Source organism: Pseudoalteromonas luteoviolacea NCIMB 1944 (genome assembly GCF_001625565.1).
Classification (GTDB): domain Bacteria; phylum Pseudomonadota; class Gammaproteobacteria; order Enterobacterales; family Alteromonadaceae; genus Pseudoalteromonas; species Pseudoalteromonas luteoviolacea_F.
The window spans coordinates 115,497-131,799 of record NZ_AUXS01000015.1 but is presented as its reverse complement, the minus strand read 5'-3'; the positions used below and the strand labels follow the sequence as shown (position 1 = coordinate 131,799).

Annotated in this window: 12 protein-coding genes; 1 reads left to right on the top strand and 11 read right to left on the bottom strand. The window is 43.3% G+C overall.

Annotated elements, in window-relative coordinates:
* Positions 1-3 precede the first annotated feature (3 nt).
* From murG to mraZ, 10 genes are read right to left on the bottom strand one after another with little or no spacing between them, the layout of a single operon-like run.
* The gene (gene murG, locus N483_RS03920; RefSeq protein ID WP_023397201.1) at positions 4-1,092 is read right to left on the bottom strand and encodes an undecaprenyldiphospho-muramoylpentapeptide beta-N-acetylglucosaminyltransferase; all 1,089 of its coding nucleotides are present in this window, start codon (positions 1,090-1,092) and stop codon (positions 4-6) included.
* Positions 1,089-2,264 (bottom strand): cell division protein FtsW, encoded by a 1,176-nt coding sequence (gene ftsW, locus N483_RS03915; RefSeq protein ID WP_023397202.1) that lies wholly within the window; start codon positions 2,262-2,264, stop codon positions 1,089-1,091. Before ftsW ends, murG begins: the two co-directional genes overlap by 4 nt.
* Positions 2,265-3,584 carry a UDP-N-acetylmuramoyl-L-alanine--D-glutamate ligase gene (gene murD / locus N483_RS03910; protein ID WP_023397203.1) on the bottom strand — a complete coding sequence of 440 codons (1,320 nt, stop codon included), beginning with the start codon at positions 3,582-3,584 and terminating at the stop codon, positions 2,265-2,267.
* Positions 3,584-4,666: a phospho-N-acetylmuramoyl-pentapeptide-transferase gene (gene mraY / locus N483_RS03905; RefSeq protein WP_023397204.1), complete on the bottom strand. Its 1,083-nt coding sequence runs from the start codon at positions 4,664-4,666 to the stop codon at positions 3,584-3,586. The genes murD and mraY overlap by 1 nt, the downstream gene beginning before the upstream one ends.
* Complete coding sequence (locus N483_RS03900; protein ID WP_023397205.1) at positions 4,660-6,048, bottom strand: UDP-N-acetylmuramoyl-tripeptide--D-alanyl-D-alanine ligase; 1,389 nt, start codon at positions 6,046-6,048, stop codon at positions 4,660-4,662. Before N483_RS03900 ends, mraY begins: the two co-directional genes overlap by 7 nt.
* Complete coding sequence (gene murE, locus N483_RS03895; protein ID WP_023397206.1) at positions 6,045-7,508, bottom strand: UDP-N-acetylmuramoyl-L-alanyl-D-glutamate--2,6-diaminopimelate ligase; 1,464 nt, start codon at positions 7,506-7,508, stop codon at positions 6,045-6,047. Before murE ends, N483_RS03900 begins: the two co-directional genes overlap by 4 nt.
* On the bottom strand, positions 7,501-9,315 hold the full coding sequence (locus tag N483_RS03890; protein ID WP_023397207.1) for a peptidoglycan D,D-transpeptidase FtsI family protein: 1,815 nt from the start codon (positions 9,313-9,315) through the stop codon (positions 7,501-7,503). The genes murE and N483_RS03890 overlap by 8 nt, the downstream gene beginning before the upstream one ends.
* On the bottom strand, positions 9,312-9,635 hold the full coding sequence (ftsL, locus tag N483_RS03885; RefSeq protein WP_023397208.1) for a cell division protein FtsL: 324 nt from the start codon (positions 9,633-9,635) through the stop codon (positions 9,312-9,314). Before ftsL ends, N483_RS03890 begins: the two co-directional genes overlap by 4 nt.
* Positions 9,636-10,571: a 16S rRNA (cytosine(1402)-N(4))-methyltransferase RsmH gene (gene rsmH, locus N483_RS03880; RefSeq protein WP_023397209.1), complete on the bottom strand. Its 936-nt coding sequence runs from the start codon at positions 10,569-10,571 to the stop codon at positions 9,636-9,638.
* Positions 10,572-10,593: 22 nt separating this feature from the next.
* Positions 10,594-11,052 (bottom strand): division/cell wall cluster transcriptional repressor MraZ, encoded by a 459-nt coding sequence (gene mraZ / locus N483_RS03875; protein ID WP_023397210.1) that lies wholly within the window; start codon positions 11,050-11,052, stop codon positions 10,594-10,596.
* A 440-nt stretch (positions 11,053-11,492) separates the two neighbouring features.
* Between mraZ and N483_RS03870 the strand changes: the two genes are divergently transcribed.
* Positions 11,493-14,495 carry an EAL domain-containing protein gene (locus N483_RS03870; protein WP_023397211.1) on the top strand — a complete coding sequence of 1,001 codons (3,003 nt, stop codon included), beginning with the start codon at positions 11,493-11,495 and terminating at the stop codon, positions 14,493-14,495.
* Positions 14,496-14,540: 45 nt separating this feature from the next.
* Here the strand turns inward: N483_RS03870 and N483_RS03865 are convergent, their stop codons facing one another.
* Positions 14,541-16,268 (bottom strand): alkaline phosphatase, encoded by a 1,728-nt coding sequence (locus N483_RS03865; RefSeq protein ID WP_023397212.1) that lies wholly within the window; start codon positions 16,266-16,268, stop codon positions 14,541-14,543.
* Positions 16,269-16,303 lie beyond the last annotated feature (35 nt).

The following is a 16,303-nucleotide window of genomic DNA, read 5'->3' as shown; positions in this document are numbered from 1 at the left end:
TATTTATTTTCTTTCACAACTTTCTCTTCGATTAGTAACTTCTTTAATTATTTCAACCACTGAACTTGTGGCATCAAGTTGCGCGCACGCTTTGGCGCGCAATGCTTTTTCTTCAATTAAGTGTGGCTCGGCAAAAAATGGCTCTAACAGTGAAACCATATTTGACATATTCAGCTCAGACTGAGGAACCATTAGGGCAGCTTGTTCATCCACTAAAGCGCGAGCGTTTAATGTCTGGTGATCATCTACAGCGTGAGGCAGTGGCACAAAAACGGCCATTTTTCCTGCCGCCGCAACTTCACTAACAGTCAAAGCGCCCGCGCGGCAAATTATAATATCAGCCCACTCATAAGCCTGATCCATATTTTCGATAAACTCAGTGACTTTACAGTCAAACGATTGACCTTCATAGCGCTTGGCTACGCCGTCACCATGCCCTTTACCTGACTGATGCCAAACAGCTAACGATGCTTGGTTATTCTCATTGAGAGATGAAAAGACGTCAGGTAATGTGTCGTTTAATGCTTTTGCCCCCAAAGAACCACCAACCACTAGGCAATTCACTTGCTGTGTAATCGGTTTAGACTGAATCTGGGTCACCGAATCTCTTATTGGATTACCTACAATATCACACGCCCTATCCGCAAACGCACCATGAAAGGCGCACAATACACGCGTAGCCAACTTGGCTAATAGTTTATTGCTAAAACCAGCCACCGCATTTTGCTCGTGGATGATAAGTGGTACTCCTAACATTTTTGCTGCGATCCCAACAGGCCCAGTTACATAACCCCCCATCGTAAGCACAGCATCTGGTTTATGGGTTTTGAGTATATTTCTCGCTGCAATGATGGCTTTAAGGATCATAAAAGGGGCCTTTAACAGGCGTTTTAAACCATTGCCTCTCAACCCTTTTACCTTAATAAAGTCAATATCAAAGCCATGACTAGGTACAACCTGAGCTTCCATTCTATCCTCAGTACCAACCCAAGAAACTTCCCAGCCAAGTTGTTTCAATTTTTCTGCGACAGCGATACCCGGGAAAATGTGCCCACCTGTACCACCAGCAGCAACCAATAATCGCCTACTCATCGCTTACCACCTCTTGAAGTTGCCTGCCTCGTAGACATTTTGGTTTCGAAATCTATTCGTTGCAGCAATCCTGCAGCAATTGTCATGACCAATAAACTTGAGCCACCATAAGATACAAATGGCAAAGTGAGTCCTTTCGTTGGCAACATACCTGCACTCGCTCCGACATTGACTAATGTCTGAAACGCAAACCAAATTCCTATTCCGAGGGCTAAATATCCTTCATATTCTTTTTGCGACTTGAGTGCTTGTTGGCCGATGACCAAAGCACGAAAGACCAACATACCCAACATAAATAACACACAAACAACACCCAAAAAGCCCAGTTCTTCGGCAATTACTGCAAAAATGAAGTCGTTATGCGCTTCGGGTAAATACTGTAGTTTTTGCACACTGTTACCAAGCCCTTGACCAAACCAGCCGCCTTGTCCATAAGCCATCAAAGACTGAACAAGCTGATATCCCTTACCAAATGGATCTTTCCAGGGCTCTAAAAATCCTACCACCCTTGCCATTCGATAAGGTTCAAAAATGATCAGCATAATCACCAAGAAAATGCCGGTGAGCATGAGCACAAAAAATTGCCAGAGCTTTGCACCAGCTAAAAACAGTAAACCAACTGTGGTGACGAAGATCACAACAACCGTGCCTAAGTCTGGCTGCATCAGTATTAAAAAGGCATAAACCGCAAACACCACAATAGGTTTTGCAAACCCTTTTATGTTTTCTTGCACCTCATCTCGTTTACGAACCAAATAGCCCGCGATATAACTTATAAAATAAAGCTTTGCTACTTCCGCTGCTTGCACACCAACGGGTCCAATTGGGATCCAACGTTTAGCTCCGTTCACCTCTCGACCAACGATTAAAACCAAGATCAACAGCACCACCCCAAAGAGCAACAAATAAGGATTAAAGCGTTTCCACCAAGCCATGGATACAGACGTACTTAACCAAAAAAGCACCATTCCCATAATCAAAAACATGCCGTGACGCACAATGATATGATAAGGGTTATCGTACAGCCTTTCCGCAACAGGCATAGAGGCACTGGTGACCATCACAAACCCGACCCCGATTAAACACAACATTGCATATAACAATGGTAAATCAAACAAGGTATCTGCTTTGCTCGATTTAAATATGCCTTTTAGGTTGATGGTCGCAATCATTTACAACTCCCCAACCCATTTGCAAAACTCATCACCACGAGCCATATAATTTGGATACATATCAATGCTTGCACACGCCGGGGCTAGTAATACGATATCGCCAGCTTGCGCTTGCTGACTTGCCCCAATAACTGCATCTTTTAATGAACCAACCAAGTGACTATGAGTATGCATCGAAGAAAACAGAGCCGCATCTTTGCCAAAACAGTAAATTGCCCTGCAATAGCTTTGAATTGGTGCAGCCAATGGAGAGACATCAGCCCCTTTTGCATCTCCACCTAAAATTAGAATTATTTTCTGAGCTTCGGCTTGCAAGCTTTCAAGTGCCGTGACCGTTGCGCCGACATTCGTCGCTTTAGAATCGTTAAAATATTTTACCCCGGCTACTTCTGCAATCAGCTGGCAGCGATGTGAAAGCCCACCAAAGCGCGAAAAAGCGTCTTGATAAGCCTGTTTAGTAATTGTAAAAGGTGACAATAATGCCATGACAGCCAAAGCATTAAACTGGTTATGCTTGCCTGATAGCTTTAAGCTATCCACTGTGAAAACGTGTTTGCCATTTATACTAAAAAAGTCGCCCTGCTCAGTCGTTGCAATACAGTAGTCCGCTTTGTGCAAACCAACGCCAACTGAGTGTCTGTGTGCTTGATGGGTTTTTTCATCATCAGCATTGAAAACAAGTAAGTCTGTTTTTTGATAGATGCGCTTTTTCGCCGCGCAATAAGCTTCAAAGTCAGGGTATCGGTCCATGTGATCTTCAGTAATGTTGAGGATCATGGCACTGCGACACTTTAAGTTTTGTGTGGTCTCGAGCTGAAAGCTCGACAATTCCAAAATGACAATATCTAAATCTTGATCAAGTAAGTCCAGCACTGAAGTACCGATATTACCACCCAAACCCACTTTCAATCCCGCTGACTGACAAACCGTTTCTGCTAGGCTTACCACAGTAGATTTTCCATTTGATCCAGTGACGGCAACGACTGGAGCCGTGTTTAGTCGCGCAAAAACCTCGATATCACCGACCACTTCAGCACCGTGCGCTATCGCTTCTACAACATATCTGTCATACAGCGGGATCCCTGGACTAATAATAATTATATCGGTATCAATCAACGCGCCTTCAGCAAGTGGGCCAAACACAGCCTCACATTCTGGAGCATTGTGCGCGAGCCAATCCGCACCTGGTGGAACAGGTCGCGTATCAACTACTTTAGGAAAGATCCCTTGTTGTAACAAAAAGCGCACGGTACCAAGCCCGGATATACCGAGCCCTAGCACTGTGACCTTTTTCTGCTTCAACGTCTCTAAATAATTCATTATCTTATCTTTAAGGTTGCCAAACCAGCCAATACTAAGATGAAGGAGATGATCCAAAAACGCACAATAACACGTGGTTCAGGCCAACCTTTTAGTTCATAGTGATGGTGTATAGGTGCCATTCTAAAAATACGCTGGCCACGTAACTTATATGAACCTACCTGTAAAATGACAGATAAGGCTTCCATTACAAACACCCCTCCCATGATCACTAGTACCAATTCTTGTCTGACTAAAATAGCGATTATTCCAAGAGCTCCACCCAGCGCTAAAGAGCCAACATCACCCATAAATACTTGGGCCGGATAGGTGTTGAACCACAAAAATCCAAGTCCAGCTCCGACGATAGCAGTACAGACAACCACCAGCTCACTGGCCAATGGTATATGAGGAATGTGGAGATAATTTGAGAAGTTTACGTTACCAGTTAAATAAGCAATGATCGCTAAAGCTGCTGCTACCAAAATAGTAGGTACTATTGCCAAACCATCTAAACCATCGGTTAGATTCACCGCATTAGATGTTCCCACAATCACAAAATAGCTCATTACAAGATAAAACAGTCCCAGCTGTGGCAATACATCTTTGAAAAACGGCACAACAAGAGACGTTTCAGCAGCTGAGGTAGTCGTTGAATATAAAAATGCCGCGACGGATATTGCAATAACGGATTGCCAAAAATACTTCCACCTTGCAATCAATCCCTTACTATCTTTACGGATCACTTTTCTGTAATCATCAACAAAACCAACGATACCTAGTGAACCAATCACAAACAATGTGACCCACACGTATTTATTACTCAAATCCCCCCACATTAAGGAGCTGACAAAGATTGCTCCTAGGATCAGCAAACCACCCATTGTGGGTGTGCCTGATTTGGATAGGTGAGACTCAGGACCATCATCTCTTACCGTTTGACCTATCTGCATGCGCTGTAATGCACGGATCAGTTTAGGACCAAAATACAGCGATATAAGTAAGGCGGTTAAAATCCCTAAAATAGCTCGTACTGTCAAATAAGAAAATACGTTAAAACCGCTGTAGTATTGCGTTAAATACTCTGCTAACCAAACTAACATTGTCGGTCCCCACTTTCTGAGTTTGTATGCGCTGAAATCAGATCAGCGACCAATAGCTCCATGCGGGCACTACGCGATCCTTTGACAAGCAGTGTGCACTGCTCTGTCTCGTGTTTAATGAATTGTGAAAGCTCTTCGAGCATATGTTCACGGGTAGAAAAGTGACGATTTGGCGTGTCAAATACTTCGCTTGCATAGCGACTCAACACACCCAGCGTATACACTGCGTCAATACCTTGCTGCTTCGCATATTCACCGACTTCTTTGTGGTAAGCCCGTGCATCTTCACCTAACTCTGCCATGTCTCCCAGTGCCAATACTCGTGTACCAGGCATGTCTTTCAATAACTCTATGGCTGCTTTGACTGAACGTACGTTGGCATTGTATGTGTCATCAACAACACGCAATGAACTGGACACATCAATGACATTGACTCGGCCTTTTACAATTGGCATATCTTTAAGTGCAACGGCGATATCCTCTAACGACGTACCAAAAGGAAGCGTTAAAGAGGCTGCGATCACGGCATTCATCACATTGTGCTTGCCTGGCAGTGCTAACTTTACATTTTGTGACGCATGCGGCGTACAAAGCACAAACTCGGCACATCCAGACTCATCCAGTTGAATGTCTTGAGCCCACACATCCAGTTTACTGTTCATAGAAAAGCGTTGAACTGATTGAGAAGTCAAGTTCTCCTCCCACATGGGGGCGAACTCACTGTCACAGTTTATAATTGCTACACCATCAGACTTTAACCCGCCAAATATTTCTCCTTTGGCTTGACCTATACCTTCAATAGAGCCAAAACCTTCTAAATGAGAAGGAGCAACATTGCACACAACAGCAACATCTGGGTTGGTTAAACCGCTTGTATAGGCTATTTCCCCAATATGATTGGCGCCCAGTTCAATGACAGCATATTCGTCATCTTCCGATAAACGCAGTAAAGTCAAAGGGACACCAATATCATTGTTGAAATTCCCTTTGGTCGCGAGCACTTTGCCACGGCGTGATAATATTGCCGCAGTCATCTCTTTTACCGTGGTTTTTCCCACACTGCCCGTTATTGCGACGGTTTTTGGCGCAACCTGTTTTATAACCGCTTGCCCAAGCTTGCCTAACGCAACACGTGTGTCAGATACCACAAACTGAACAATATCAGCGTCGACACGCTCTGATACAATGACCGCTATAGCACCTTTATTTTTTGCTTCTTCAACAAACTTATGACCATCAAAATTTGCACCTTTGAGCGCTAAAAAGACTTCGTTATCGGTTATTGTTCTTGTATCTGTATTGATATTGGCAACCGCCAAATTCTGCCCACTAAAAGGGGCCTCAAGTACTTCTGCAAGCCAAGAAAAATCCATCTTGATCATGCACTTTCCCCCTGTAAAATTAATTTCACTAAACTTCTATCACAGAAGCTTAATGTCTGGTTTCCTATAATTTGATAGTCTTCATGGCCTTTACCTGCAATCAATACCACGCTGTTTTCATCAGCATGTTCAATCGCATATCTAATGGCTTTTTCTCTATCTGGTTGTGACACAGCATACTGAGGTTCTCTGAGCCCAGCCTTAATGTCACTAATAATTGTGTTAGGGTCTTCACTTCGAGGGTTATCACTGGTAATGATCACCGTATCAGCAAATTGCTCTGCTGCGCGGGCCATCAGTGGCCTTTTTCCTTTGTCACGATCACCGCCACATCCAAACACACAGCTAACCTTGCCCGGCACATGTTGCTGCAAAGCCCGCAGTGTTAATTCCAGCGCTTCAGGGGTGTGCGCATAATCGACAATACAGGTTGGGAATCCGGGTTGATAAAACGCTTGCATGCGACCATCAACAGGCAACAGTTTGGTTGCTGCGGCCTGAAGCTGTTCAAGCGCGTAGCCTTGAATTAATAAAGAAGCGATCGCGGCCGACAAATTATAAATATTAAACTGTCCAAACAAGCCTGTTGTGATCTCAGTATTGCCCCAAGAAGTATTAAGGTTTAGAGAAATTCCATTTTGGTGGCACTGTACGTTATCAAAAAACACATAGTGCTCGTACACATTATCCTGTGGTTGCTTGCCATAAACTACACACTGCTGTGTGTCAAACTCGTCAAGCCACTGCTGCGCATATGCGTCATCGATATTAAGCACTTTAATTTTGGCATTACTCTCGCTAAACAGACGCTTTTTAGCTCGCGCATAATTTTCCATATCACCATGATAATCTAAGTGATCACGACTTAAATTGGTGAAAACAGCAATGTCAAAGTCAACATGTTCAACTCGCCCTTGCACAATACCGTGTGACGACACCTCCATCGCCACCTGCTGGTATTGAGTCTGTAGCTCACTAAATATTTGCTGCAACAATACAGCCGAAGGGGTCGTGTTAGTTAAAGGTGTTAGTCGCTCAGGCTCGCCATAGCCCAACGTTCCTATCACGGCACTCGGTGTACCACACTGCTGTGCTAGGTTCGCAATCATAGCCGTTGTTGTTGACTTTCCATTAGTGCCTGTGACACCAACAACAGTCATTTTTGTACTTGGCTCTTGATAAAATTGAGCTGCAATTTGCGATAAATTTTGCTTTAAATTTGTAACGCGTATGACAGGCACCTCGAAACTGCCTAGGTGTGTACTGTCGTCAACCAAAATACATGTTGCGCCTTGTTTAATTGCTGCGGATATAAATTGTGTACCATCCAATTGGTGTCCAACAACAGCGATAAAGCAATCGCCCACACATATTTCGCGACTGTCTAAACGCAGTGCATTCACGCTGATTTGGGGACTTACTACGCCAAAGTTTTTGAGCACTTTAGTTAAGTCACGCATCGTCATTTTTTCCTGATAAATATGCTACGCTTTCTTTGTCTGGAGCTACGTTCAACATACGTAATGAATTAGAAACAATCTCGGCAAAAACAGGGCCTGCGGTCTGACCTCCATAATACACATCACCACCAGGTTCATTAACCATCACCACGACCGCTAAACGAGGGTCACTAACAGGAGCAACACCGGCAAAGTAGCCAACATATTCATCACCATAACCACCGGCAATGGCTTTTTCCGATGTTCCTGTTTTGCCAGCAGCCCGATAGCCGTCCACTTTGATCATGGATGCCGTCCCGCCTTTCTCAAAAATTGATTCCATCATTGAGATCACCGCTTTGGTGTCCTCTTCTTTAAAGATGCGTTCGCCAGGTTGAGGTTGCTCCTGCTTTAGTATTGTTAGAGGTCTAGAAATACCACCAGCACCTATCATCGCATAAAGTCTTGCTATCTGCGCCGTACTGGCAGAAACAGCATAACCATATGATAATGTAGCAATTTCAAAATCTGACCACCTTCTATTTGGATAGAATAATCCTGAGCTTTCTCCAATCATCATGGTGCCAGTATCTTCTCCAAACCCCGCTTTTTGATACGTGCCAACAAAATAATCTTTGGGCAATTTTTGGCTGATTTTGGCCACGCCCATATTGCTGGACACTTTTAATATTTCTCGCAGCGACATTTCACCATGATTACGCGTATCTTTTACTAAGCTACCACCTAAACGCATCCAACCGGGGTAAGTATCGATGATTTCATCCGCTGTGATCGCACCGTATTCTAGACCCGCTAATATTGCCAAGGGCTTAAGAGTAGAACCGGGTTCAAATAAATCTGTAATAGCGCGATTACGGCGTTTATATGGTGCTGCCGTGCTCATATCATTTGGATTAAAACTCGGACTATTCACCATTGCGAGGATTTCACCGGTATGCACATCGACAACCATGGCTGATCCTGAAGTCGCCTGATATGTCAAAACTGCTGACTTTAACGCTACATAAGCAATGGTTTGAATACGATGATCAATACTGAGATGAATGTCTTCAGGTTCGACACGCTCTTCCTCTGACAAAACTTGTACTTCTCGACCTTGTGCATCTTTACGAATAGTCCTTAGCCCTTCGGTTCCCGTCAGTGCCGTATCGAAACGTTTTTCAATTCCTTCAATACCAATGCCATCAATATTGGTCACACCTAAAACGTGTGCAGCAATTTCACCACTTGGATAGAAGCGCTTTGATTCATCAAGCAAATGGATTCCGGGCAACCGCATTTGTCTAATATATTTAGCCACCGCAGGCGTTACTTGACGTTTCAAATAGACAAAACGACGCTTTGCGTTACCACGCAATTTAGTATTTACTTGATCAGCTGGAAGCTGTAGGACATCGGACAACTCACGCCAACGAGCCTGACCTTGGTACAATTGCTGTGTACGAGCTTTGAGCTGGGTTTCATTTTCGGCCAGCGCAACATGGTCTTCGCGGTTTTTTCTCGCCTGACGTAACACCTTTTTCTTCAATGCTTTTTCCAGTGCATAAGGATCAGCATATACACTGACAACCGGTACGCTCACTGCGAGTTCTTTGCCGTTGCGGTCATAGATCATACCACGCTGAACATGCAGTTTTTCTTTTCTCACAGTACGCTTGGCATTTTCTTCTCGCGCTTTGTCTGGCTCTATAACTTGCAGATATGCAGCTCTAGCTATCAAGGCTAAAAACACAGAGCCCAACATCACACAAACAAGGATGAACCGCCATGCGATTAAGTTTTGTGGTGACGTATTCTTCGTTTTCATGGTAGTTCTATCACCTGTTCTTCTTTACTTGTAGGACGCAACATTTTTAATTGTGTTTTTGCGATTTCTTCTATTCTTGCATGCTGAGAATAAAACTCTTCTTCTACAAGTAAGTAGCGCCACTCTAGGTCCAACTCATCTCTTTGCTGGAGTAGCTGATCTTGCAATATCAACTGTTGCCGAGTCGAATGTGTTATTTGCACCACCACCAAAGATGATATAAATACACTGACGAGCAGCAAAAAAGTCAGCTTGTTCGCCAACAAAACTTGGCAAATCTCCAAAAAAAGCTGAGGTTGACGTTGCACAGGTTTAGCCATTTACAATTTCTCAGCAATACGCAGTACAGAGCTTCTTGCTCGGGGGTTATTATTAATTTCCGTCTTGCTTGGCTTGATCGCTTTACCTATCGCTTTTAGTGTCAAATTTTTATTGATTTGGTCATCTGTCAGCGGTAGCCCTCTCGGAATTGCTTCCCCCTTGCTCTGCTTTTTAATAAATTGTTTAACGATTCTGTCTTCTAGTGAATGAAAAGAAATAACAACCAATCGGCCACCTGGTTTCAATACATCAAGTGACGCCGACAGTGCCGTTTGAATTTCTTCTAGTTCACTATTGATGTAAATACGAATAGCTTGAAATGTGCGTGTTGCAGGGTGTTTGTGTTTATCTTTAACTGGCACAGCTTCATCAATTAGATCTGCTAATTGTTTTGTTGTTGTGATCTCAGTTTCTTCACGGGTTTCAATAATTTTGTGCGCAATACGTCTGGCAAACTTTTCCTCACCATACTTTTTAATTACATACACCATGTCTTCCAGTTCGGCTTCGGCAAGCCACTGAGCTGCGCTACGTCCAGCTTCTGGATTCATGCGCATATCCAATGGTCCCTCTTTCATAAAGCTAAAACCACGATCGGCATCATCCAGCTGCGGAGATGACACACCAATATCTAACAAAATACCATCCACTTTGCCGGTAAGTCCTGCTTCACTGGCAACTTGCGCAATATTTGAAAAACGATTGTGTGCAATAGAAAAGCGTGTATCTTGAGCAAACTTCTGTGCCGCTTGGATCGCCTGAGGATCCTGATCTATTGCCTGTAAACGCCCTGACTCACCCAAACGTTTCAGAATTTGTCCCGAGTGACCGCCACGTCCAAAAGTGCCGTCAATATATGTACCACTGGGTTTGATATCTAGTGCATCGAGTGTTTCATCCATTAACACCGATATATGTTCTAATTCTGAACTCATAATTGTGAGCTACACCTGTACTCTATAAAGAAAAACCATCAAGATCTGAACTTTCTTCCACGTCACCACTGCGCTCGATCTCTGTATCGAGACGCATTTGTTCGTTCCAACGTGCTTCATCCCAGATCTCAAACTTATTTAACAAGCCGACAAGCATTAACTTCTTCCCTAAGTTGGCATAACTGCGCAGGGCTGGAGCTAATAAAATGCGGCCATTTTTATCCAATTGATACTCAGTGGCATGCCCCAACAGCATTCTTTGCCACCGTCTGACCCTTGGATTTGTATTCGATAACTTTTGTAAACGCGCTTCAATATCCTGCCACTCAGATAAGGGATACACCCACAGGCAGGGTTCATTAATCGCAATGGTACAAATGACAGTGCCCATTTCTTCAGACAACAAAGTATCGCGATACTTGGTCGGTATCGAGAATCGCCCTTTATCATCAAGGCTAATTAAGTTCGCGCCGCGAAACATCTTGCTGTTGCCCTGTTCACTAAGAAATGTACATTTTGATCCAAATTGATCCACTTTAACCCACATTCTACCACAGTTGACAAGTCTAGGGCTTGACAAGCCATTTTGTCAAGCTATCAGGGCGTCATAAAGCAAGCCAAAATCCAGAAAAAATCAGGCTTTCAACGAAGTTTATGATAAGTGTGGTAAAAAGTGGGAATAGAAGAAAACAAAGCGCAAATTAATAATAAATTTTGCGGAAAATCGCTTTTGATGAATGAAAAATATCACCACCAATTAAGCCTTTCTCACTCAACTCTTTGATAAAAATCATATCTTAAATTAGATAAATTGTGCTTGTGTTTGGCGATTTACAAACTCGCGGTTATCATATACATGTATTTACAAATTGAGATCTCACTATTCTTTATTCATCAATAAAACACCGCTTTTTTAGACTAATGCTGCTGCTCTCCATACCTGGCTTTTTAGCGGTTTTTGCACTTTTGGTTGAACAGCGTTCGGATATTTTGCATGGCAAAGAGCAAGATGCGCTATTTTTTGCCAACCAGATCGCGACCTTGCAACGTGTAGACATTACTGACACGCAGCATTTGCTCTATAATTTAGCCAAAGATGCGACACTGTTAGATACGCAACAACAAGGCTGTCCAAAGTTACTAAAACATGCGTTGATTATTAATAAAGAGTTTGCAAATTTTGGCTTAGCGACCCCCACAGGCCATGTTTTTTGTTCGTTACATCCACTCAAAGCCCCCATTAGTATTGCCGACAGAGCCTACTTTTTGCAGGCTATCAGAACTGGAACATTTAGCATCGGTGAGTACCAAAACGATCGCAGTGTATATAGCGAAACCCTCAATTTTGCACAGCCTGTCTATCAACAAAGTCAGTTAAAAATGGTAATTTTTGCCGTACGCAGACTAACAAATTGGAGTGAGTCACTCTCTCACCTGCCCTTGCCAATAGGCACACGTGTTATGGTTGCAGACAACTATGCCCAGATAGTAGCCGAATACCCTTATTCGAAAAAAACACTCGGGCGCTCGGTAAGCGACGATTGGCCTAGTGACCTTCAACCTTATGTGACCAAGACAGTCAAAGATAAAAAAGGGCTTCATCACGTTTACTTTAGGCTGCCGTTGCAAGCCCCCCAATCTGAGCTCAGTATCTATTTTGATTTTCCATTCGATGACGCACTGCATGAAGTAAACAGTCAATTTATACTTGTAACCGCGTTGTTTTTACTTACAATACTGGTGCTTTTTTGGACTGGCCGTGCTCAGCTCAATCGCTCATTATTGACGCCTCTAAATAACTTTAGTAAGGCAATAGGTGCATTGGCGCACGGAAAAGAACATAAACTTGAGCACGCCGATATGCCCAAAGAGCTGGCAGAGCTTGCGGCACACTTTGAACGAATGGCAGCAGTGCGACTGCATGCTGAAACCATCGCACACAATAAAAATGCCGAACTCAATACCTTGATAAAAGCCCTTCCCGATAACTATCTAAGGCTAAACAAAGCGGCTAAAATCCTCGATAAACATGGTGATCGAGTCAACAATAAGCAGTACATTCAAGAAATCTTTCCCACTCATATCAATATTCGCATCAAAGCCGCGATGGCAATGCTTGAAAACCAAGCAAGTACTTATTTTGAATATGCACACAAAGAAAATGGCCAGAATACTGTTTTTGAGATCCGTATACAGCGTATCGATCACAAGGATGAAGCGATACTCATTATGCGCGACATTAGTCAGAAAAAGCAGCAAGAAGAGGCTCTTAACTTAGCAGCGTTAACATACAATAACAGCAGTGAGTGCATGGTGATCACAGATGCCCAAGGGTATATTTTAGATATTAACCCTGCTTTTACTCGAGTAACTGGGTTTGAGCAGCGTGAAGTCGTTGGTAAAACAACTTCGATCCTTAGTTCAGGTCGCCACGATGCCAGCTTTTATGAGCAACTCTGGCAATCAATTATCAAGACAGGAAAGTGGCAAGGTGAAATCATCAATAAACGTAAAAATGGTGAGCTCTATACAGAGTGGTTGACCATAGATACGGTTTACGATGAACATGATGAACCCTACCGCCGGGTTGGTATTTTTGCAGATATCACGGATAAAAAGTTAAAAGATGAACAGCTTTGGCGACAAAGCCACTTTGACGAGCTCACTGATCTCCCCAACCGCACCAGCCTTAAAAAACAGCTGAATACTCTGTTTGGACTGCCGGAACACACCTTTGCAATACTGCTACTCGATATTGATCATTTTAAAGACATTAATGATACGCTGGGGCACTATTACGGAGATATCCTGCTAAAACAAATTGCCAAACGCCTCAAAAAATTATCCGAGTCTTCAGCAAGGCTAACGCGGATAGGTGGTGACGAATTCGTGTTGATCTACGATCGTTGTACAGACCGTAAAAATGCAATTGAATTAGCCGAGCAGATCTTAGACGCACTAAAAGTCCCTTTTACATTGGAAAACGACACCTACCCCATCGCGGCAAGTATTGGTATCGCCTTCGCCCCAGAGGATGGTAAGAACACCGAGCAATTACTAAAAGCAGCCGATCAAGCCATGTATAAAGCCAAACAGATTGGCAGAAATGGTTTTGCCCTATTTAGCTCAGAATTGAGAGAAAAAGCAGAGCAACGCATTTTACTACTAAAAGATATGCGCTTTGCGCTGGCACAAAACCAGTTTGAAATGCACTTTCAACCTATTGTTTCAATGCATACGCGCCAGATCACTAAAGCAGAAGCATTGATCCGCTGGCAACACCCTAATAAAGGGATGATAAGTCCAGCTCAGTTTATTCCGTTAGCGGAAGAAACTCAGTTGATCCATCAGTTGGGCGAGTTTGCTTTTGACCAAGCTGTTGAAGTGCTGCAAAAGACCCGCAACTTGCATAGCCAGTTACAATTAAGCATTAACGTTTCACCGATCCAATTTAGCGCTAAACACACAACGCTGCTAGCTTGGCAACATCAACTCTCTAAACATCAACTCACACCAGATATGTTAGTGCTTGAGATAACTGAAGGTTTAATGATGCAAGGTGAAGGGCGCAGTCAAAAACGCCTTACAAAATTAATCCAGCAAGGGTTTGCCATTGCTTTAGATGACTTTGGCACAGGCTATTCATCACTAGCGTACCTCAAACAAATGGATACCGAGTTTATCAAAATTGATAAACGCTTTGTTGACGGTATCGAAATCAATGAAGACGATTTAGTACTGTGTGAAACTATGATTTTGATGGCGCACCAGCTGGGGCTCAAAGTGATAGCTGAAGGCATTGAAACAGCAACACAGCATGAACTTCTCAAACAAGCCGGTTGTGACTTTGGACAAGGATATTTTTATAGTAAACCATTACCAAAAGAGGCGTTTATCTCGTACCTAGAGCGTGGTAAAGCATAAAAAAAGCCATCATTAAGATGGCTTTGGTCGTTTGGATTGAATCAATTATTCATTTACACCCAACGCATTCATCATCTTGGTCGCGATATCAACATGATGCTGTAGTGTTGAGAATTGCTTTGTCACGCCTTCAGGGCCAAATGCATAGACAGGTACAGGCGCTGCTGTATGGGTACCAGTACCCCAAACCACATTTTGCTGAGTTGCAACAACACGTGCGATCTTTCCAGTAAAGTCTTCCGTGCCGTAGACGTAAAAGTCAGAGAAATCTTCAAAATGAGGCAGTGGGTGGCCATCGCCATTGACCTCATGAGATTCATGAATGGTTGCCGCTTGCTCTAGTGTAACGGTGTAAGGTGTGTGTTTAGTAATGGCAGTTTGCCATTGCTCAGCGCTGCTATTTGCAAAATTATAGTTACCATCTACGTCACCCATAATGTCGTAAAATGTTCCTTCTTGATTGTACAAAGTATCAAGTAAAGACAGTGCGCCAAAGTTAAACTTAGGTTTATAAAGAGCATCACCCATACCATCACCAGGCAAAGCCACAGCTGTAGGCGTGTTGTGATCAGAATAACTAAAGCCGAAACTACCCGTTTCGTGGTCCGCCGTCACAACGACAAGCGTATCGTCACGATCTTTGACCCACTCATAGACAGCTTCCACAGCTTCATCAAACTTCAGCAATTCGTTGAGCATCCAGCCCGCGTCGTTTGCATGACCAGCCCAATCAATTTGGCCACCTTCAATCATCAAGAAAAAGCCATCTTCATCTTTGGCCAATATATCAAGCGCTTTAACTGTCATTTCTTTCAGTGATGGCTGAGTACAGTCATTGGCTTGCTGACACTTTCTGTAAGCAATACCATCGTCCATGCCAGAATTTGCAAATAAGCCAAGCAATTTATCGCCTTCGACTTTACTCAATTGCGTCTTATCGAACGCTAGCGTATAGCCGTATTCATTTTTCGCATCTAAAACAAGGTTCTTCAAATCATCGCGTTTTGACTTCTTATACACACTTGCAGGCATGCCTAGCTTAGCTAATTGATCCTGCGTTTTTGTATCTGTTGCCACATTTTTAGGAAGGAAAACTCGCGCACCGCCAGAAAGCATGACATCCACATTGCCTGATGAAATAAGTTCTTGCGCAATTTTATCTTCATAGGAGCGATGTGGTTGGTGTGACGCAAATGCCGCTGGAGTAGCATGAGTAATACGCGTATCAGAAACTAAACCCGTTGCCTTACCCATGGCCTTGGCTTTTTCAAGGATAGTCGCAACTTTGTTGCCTTGTGTATCTAGGCCTATCATCTCTGATCCAGCCGCAATGCCGGTTGCAAGCTGAGTTGCAGAGCACGCAGAGTCAGTTACCAGACTACCGGAAGGACCATGAGGTGCATTAAGCGAAAGTCCTAGGTGCCCAGCATTGGCAAATTTGGATAGTGCAGTTTGATTATTTTTATCTTTATAAATGGAGTTCGGTGCGCGTTGAGCATATTCTTCCAATAAACCAACTTGCTGAGGTCCCATACCATCACCAATCATTAAGATGACATTTTTAACTGAGGTAACTGGTGTTGGTGGCGCAGGTGGTTCAGGTTGTTTTGTTGGTACTTCTTTAATTACTTCAACTTCCTTGATCACTTCAACTTCTTTTGGGACTTCTTTGACGACTTCAACTTCTTTGAGGACTTCAACTGTCGAAGTATCATCATTACACCCGGAAAGCACAGCTGCGGACACCGCAAGCGCAATAAGCTTCATTTTCATTTTTATGTTCCTAAAACGTAATCGATTGTGAGCAG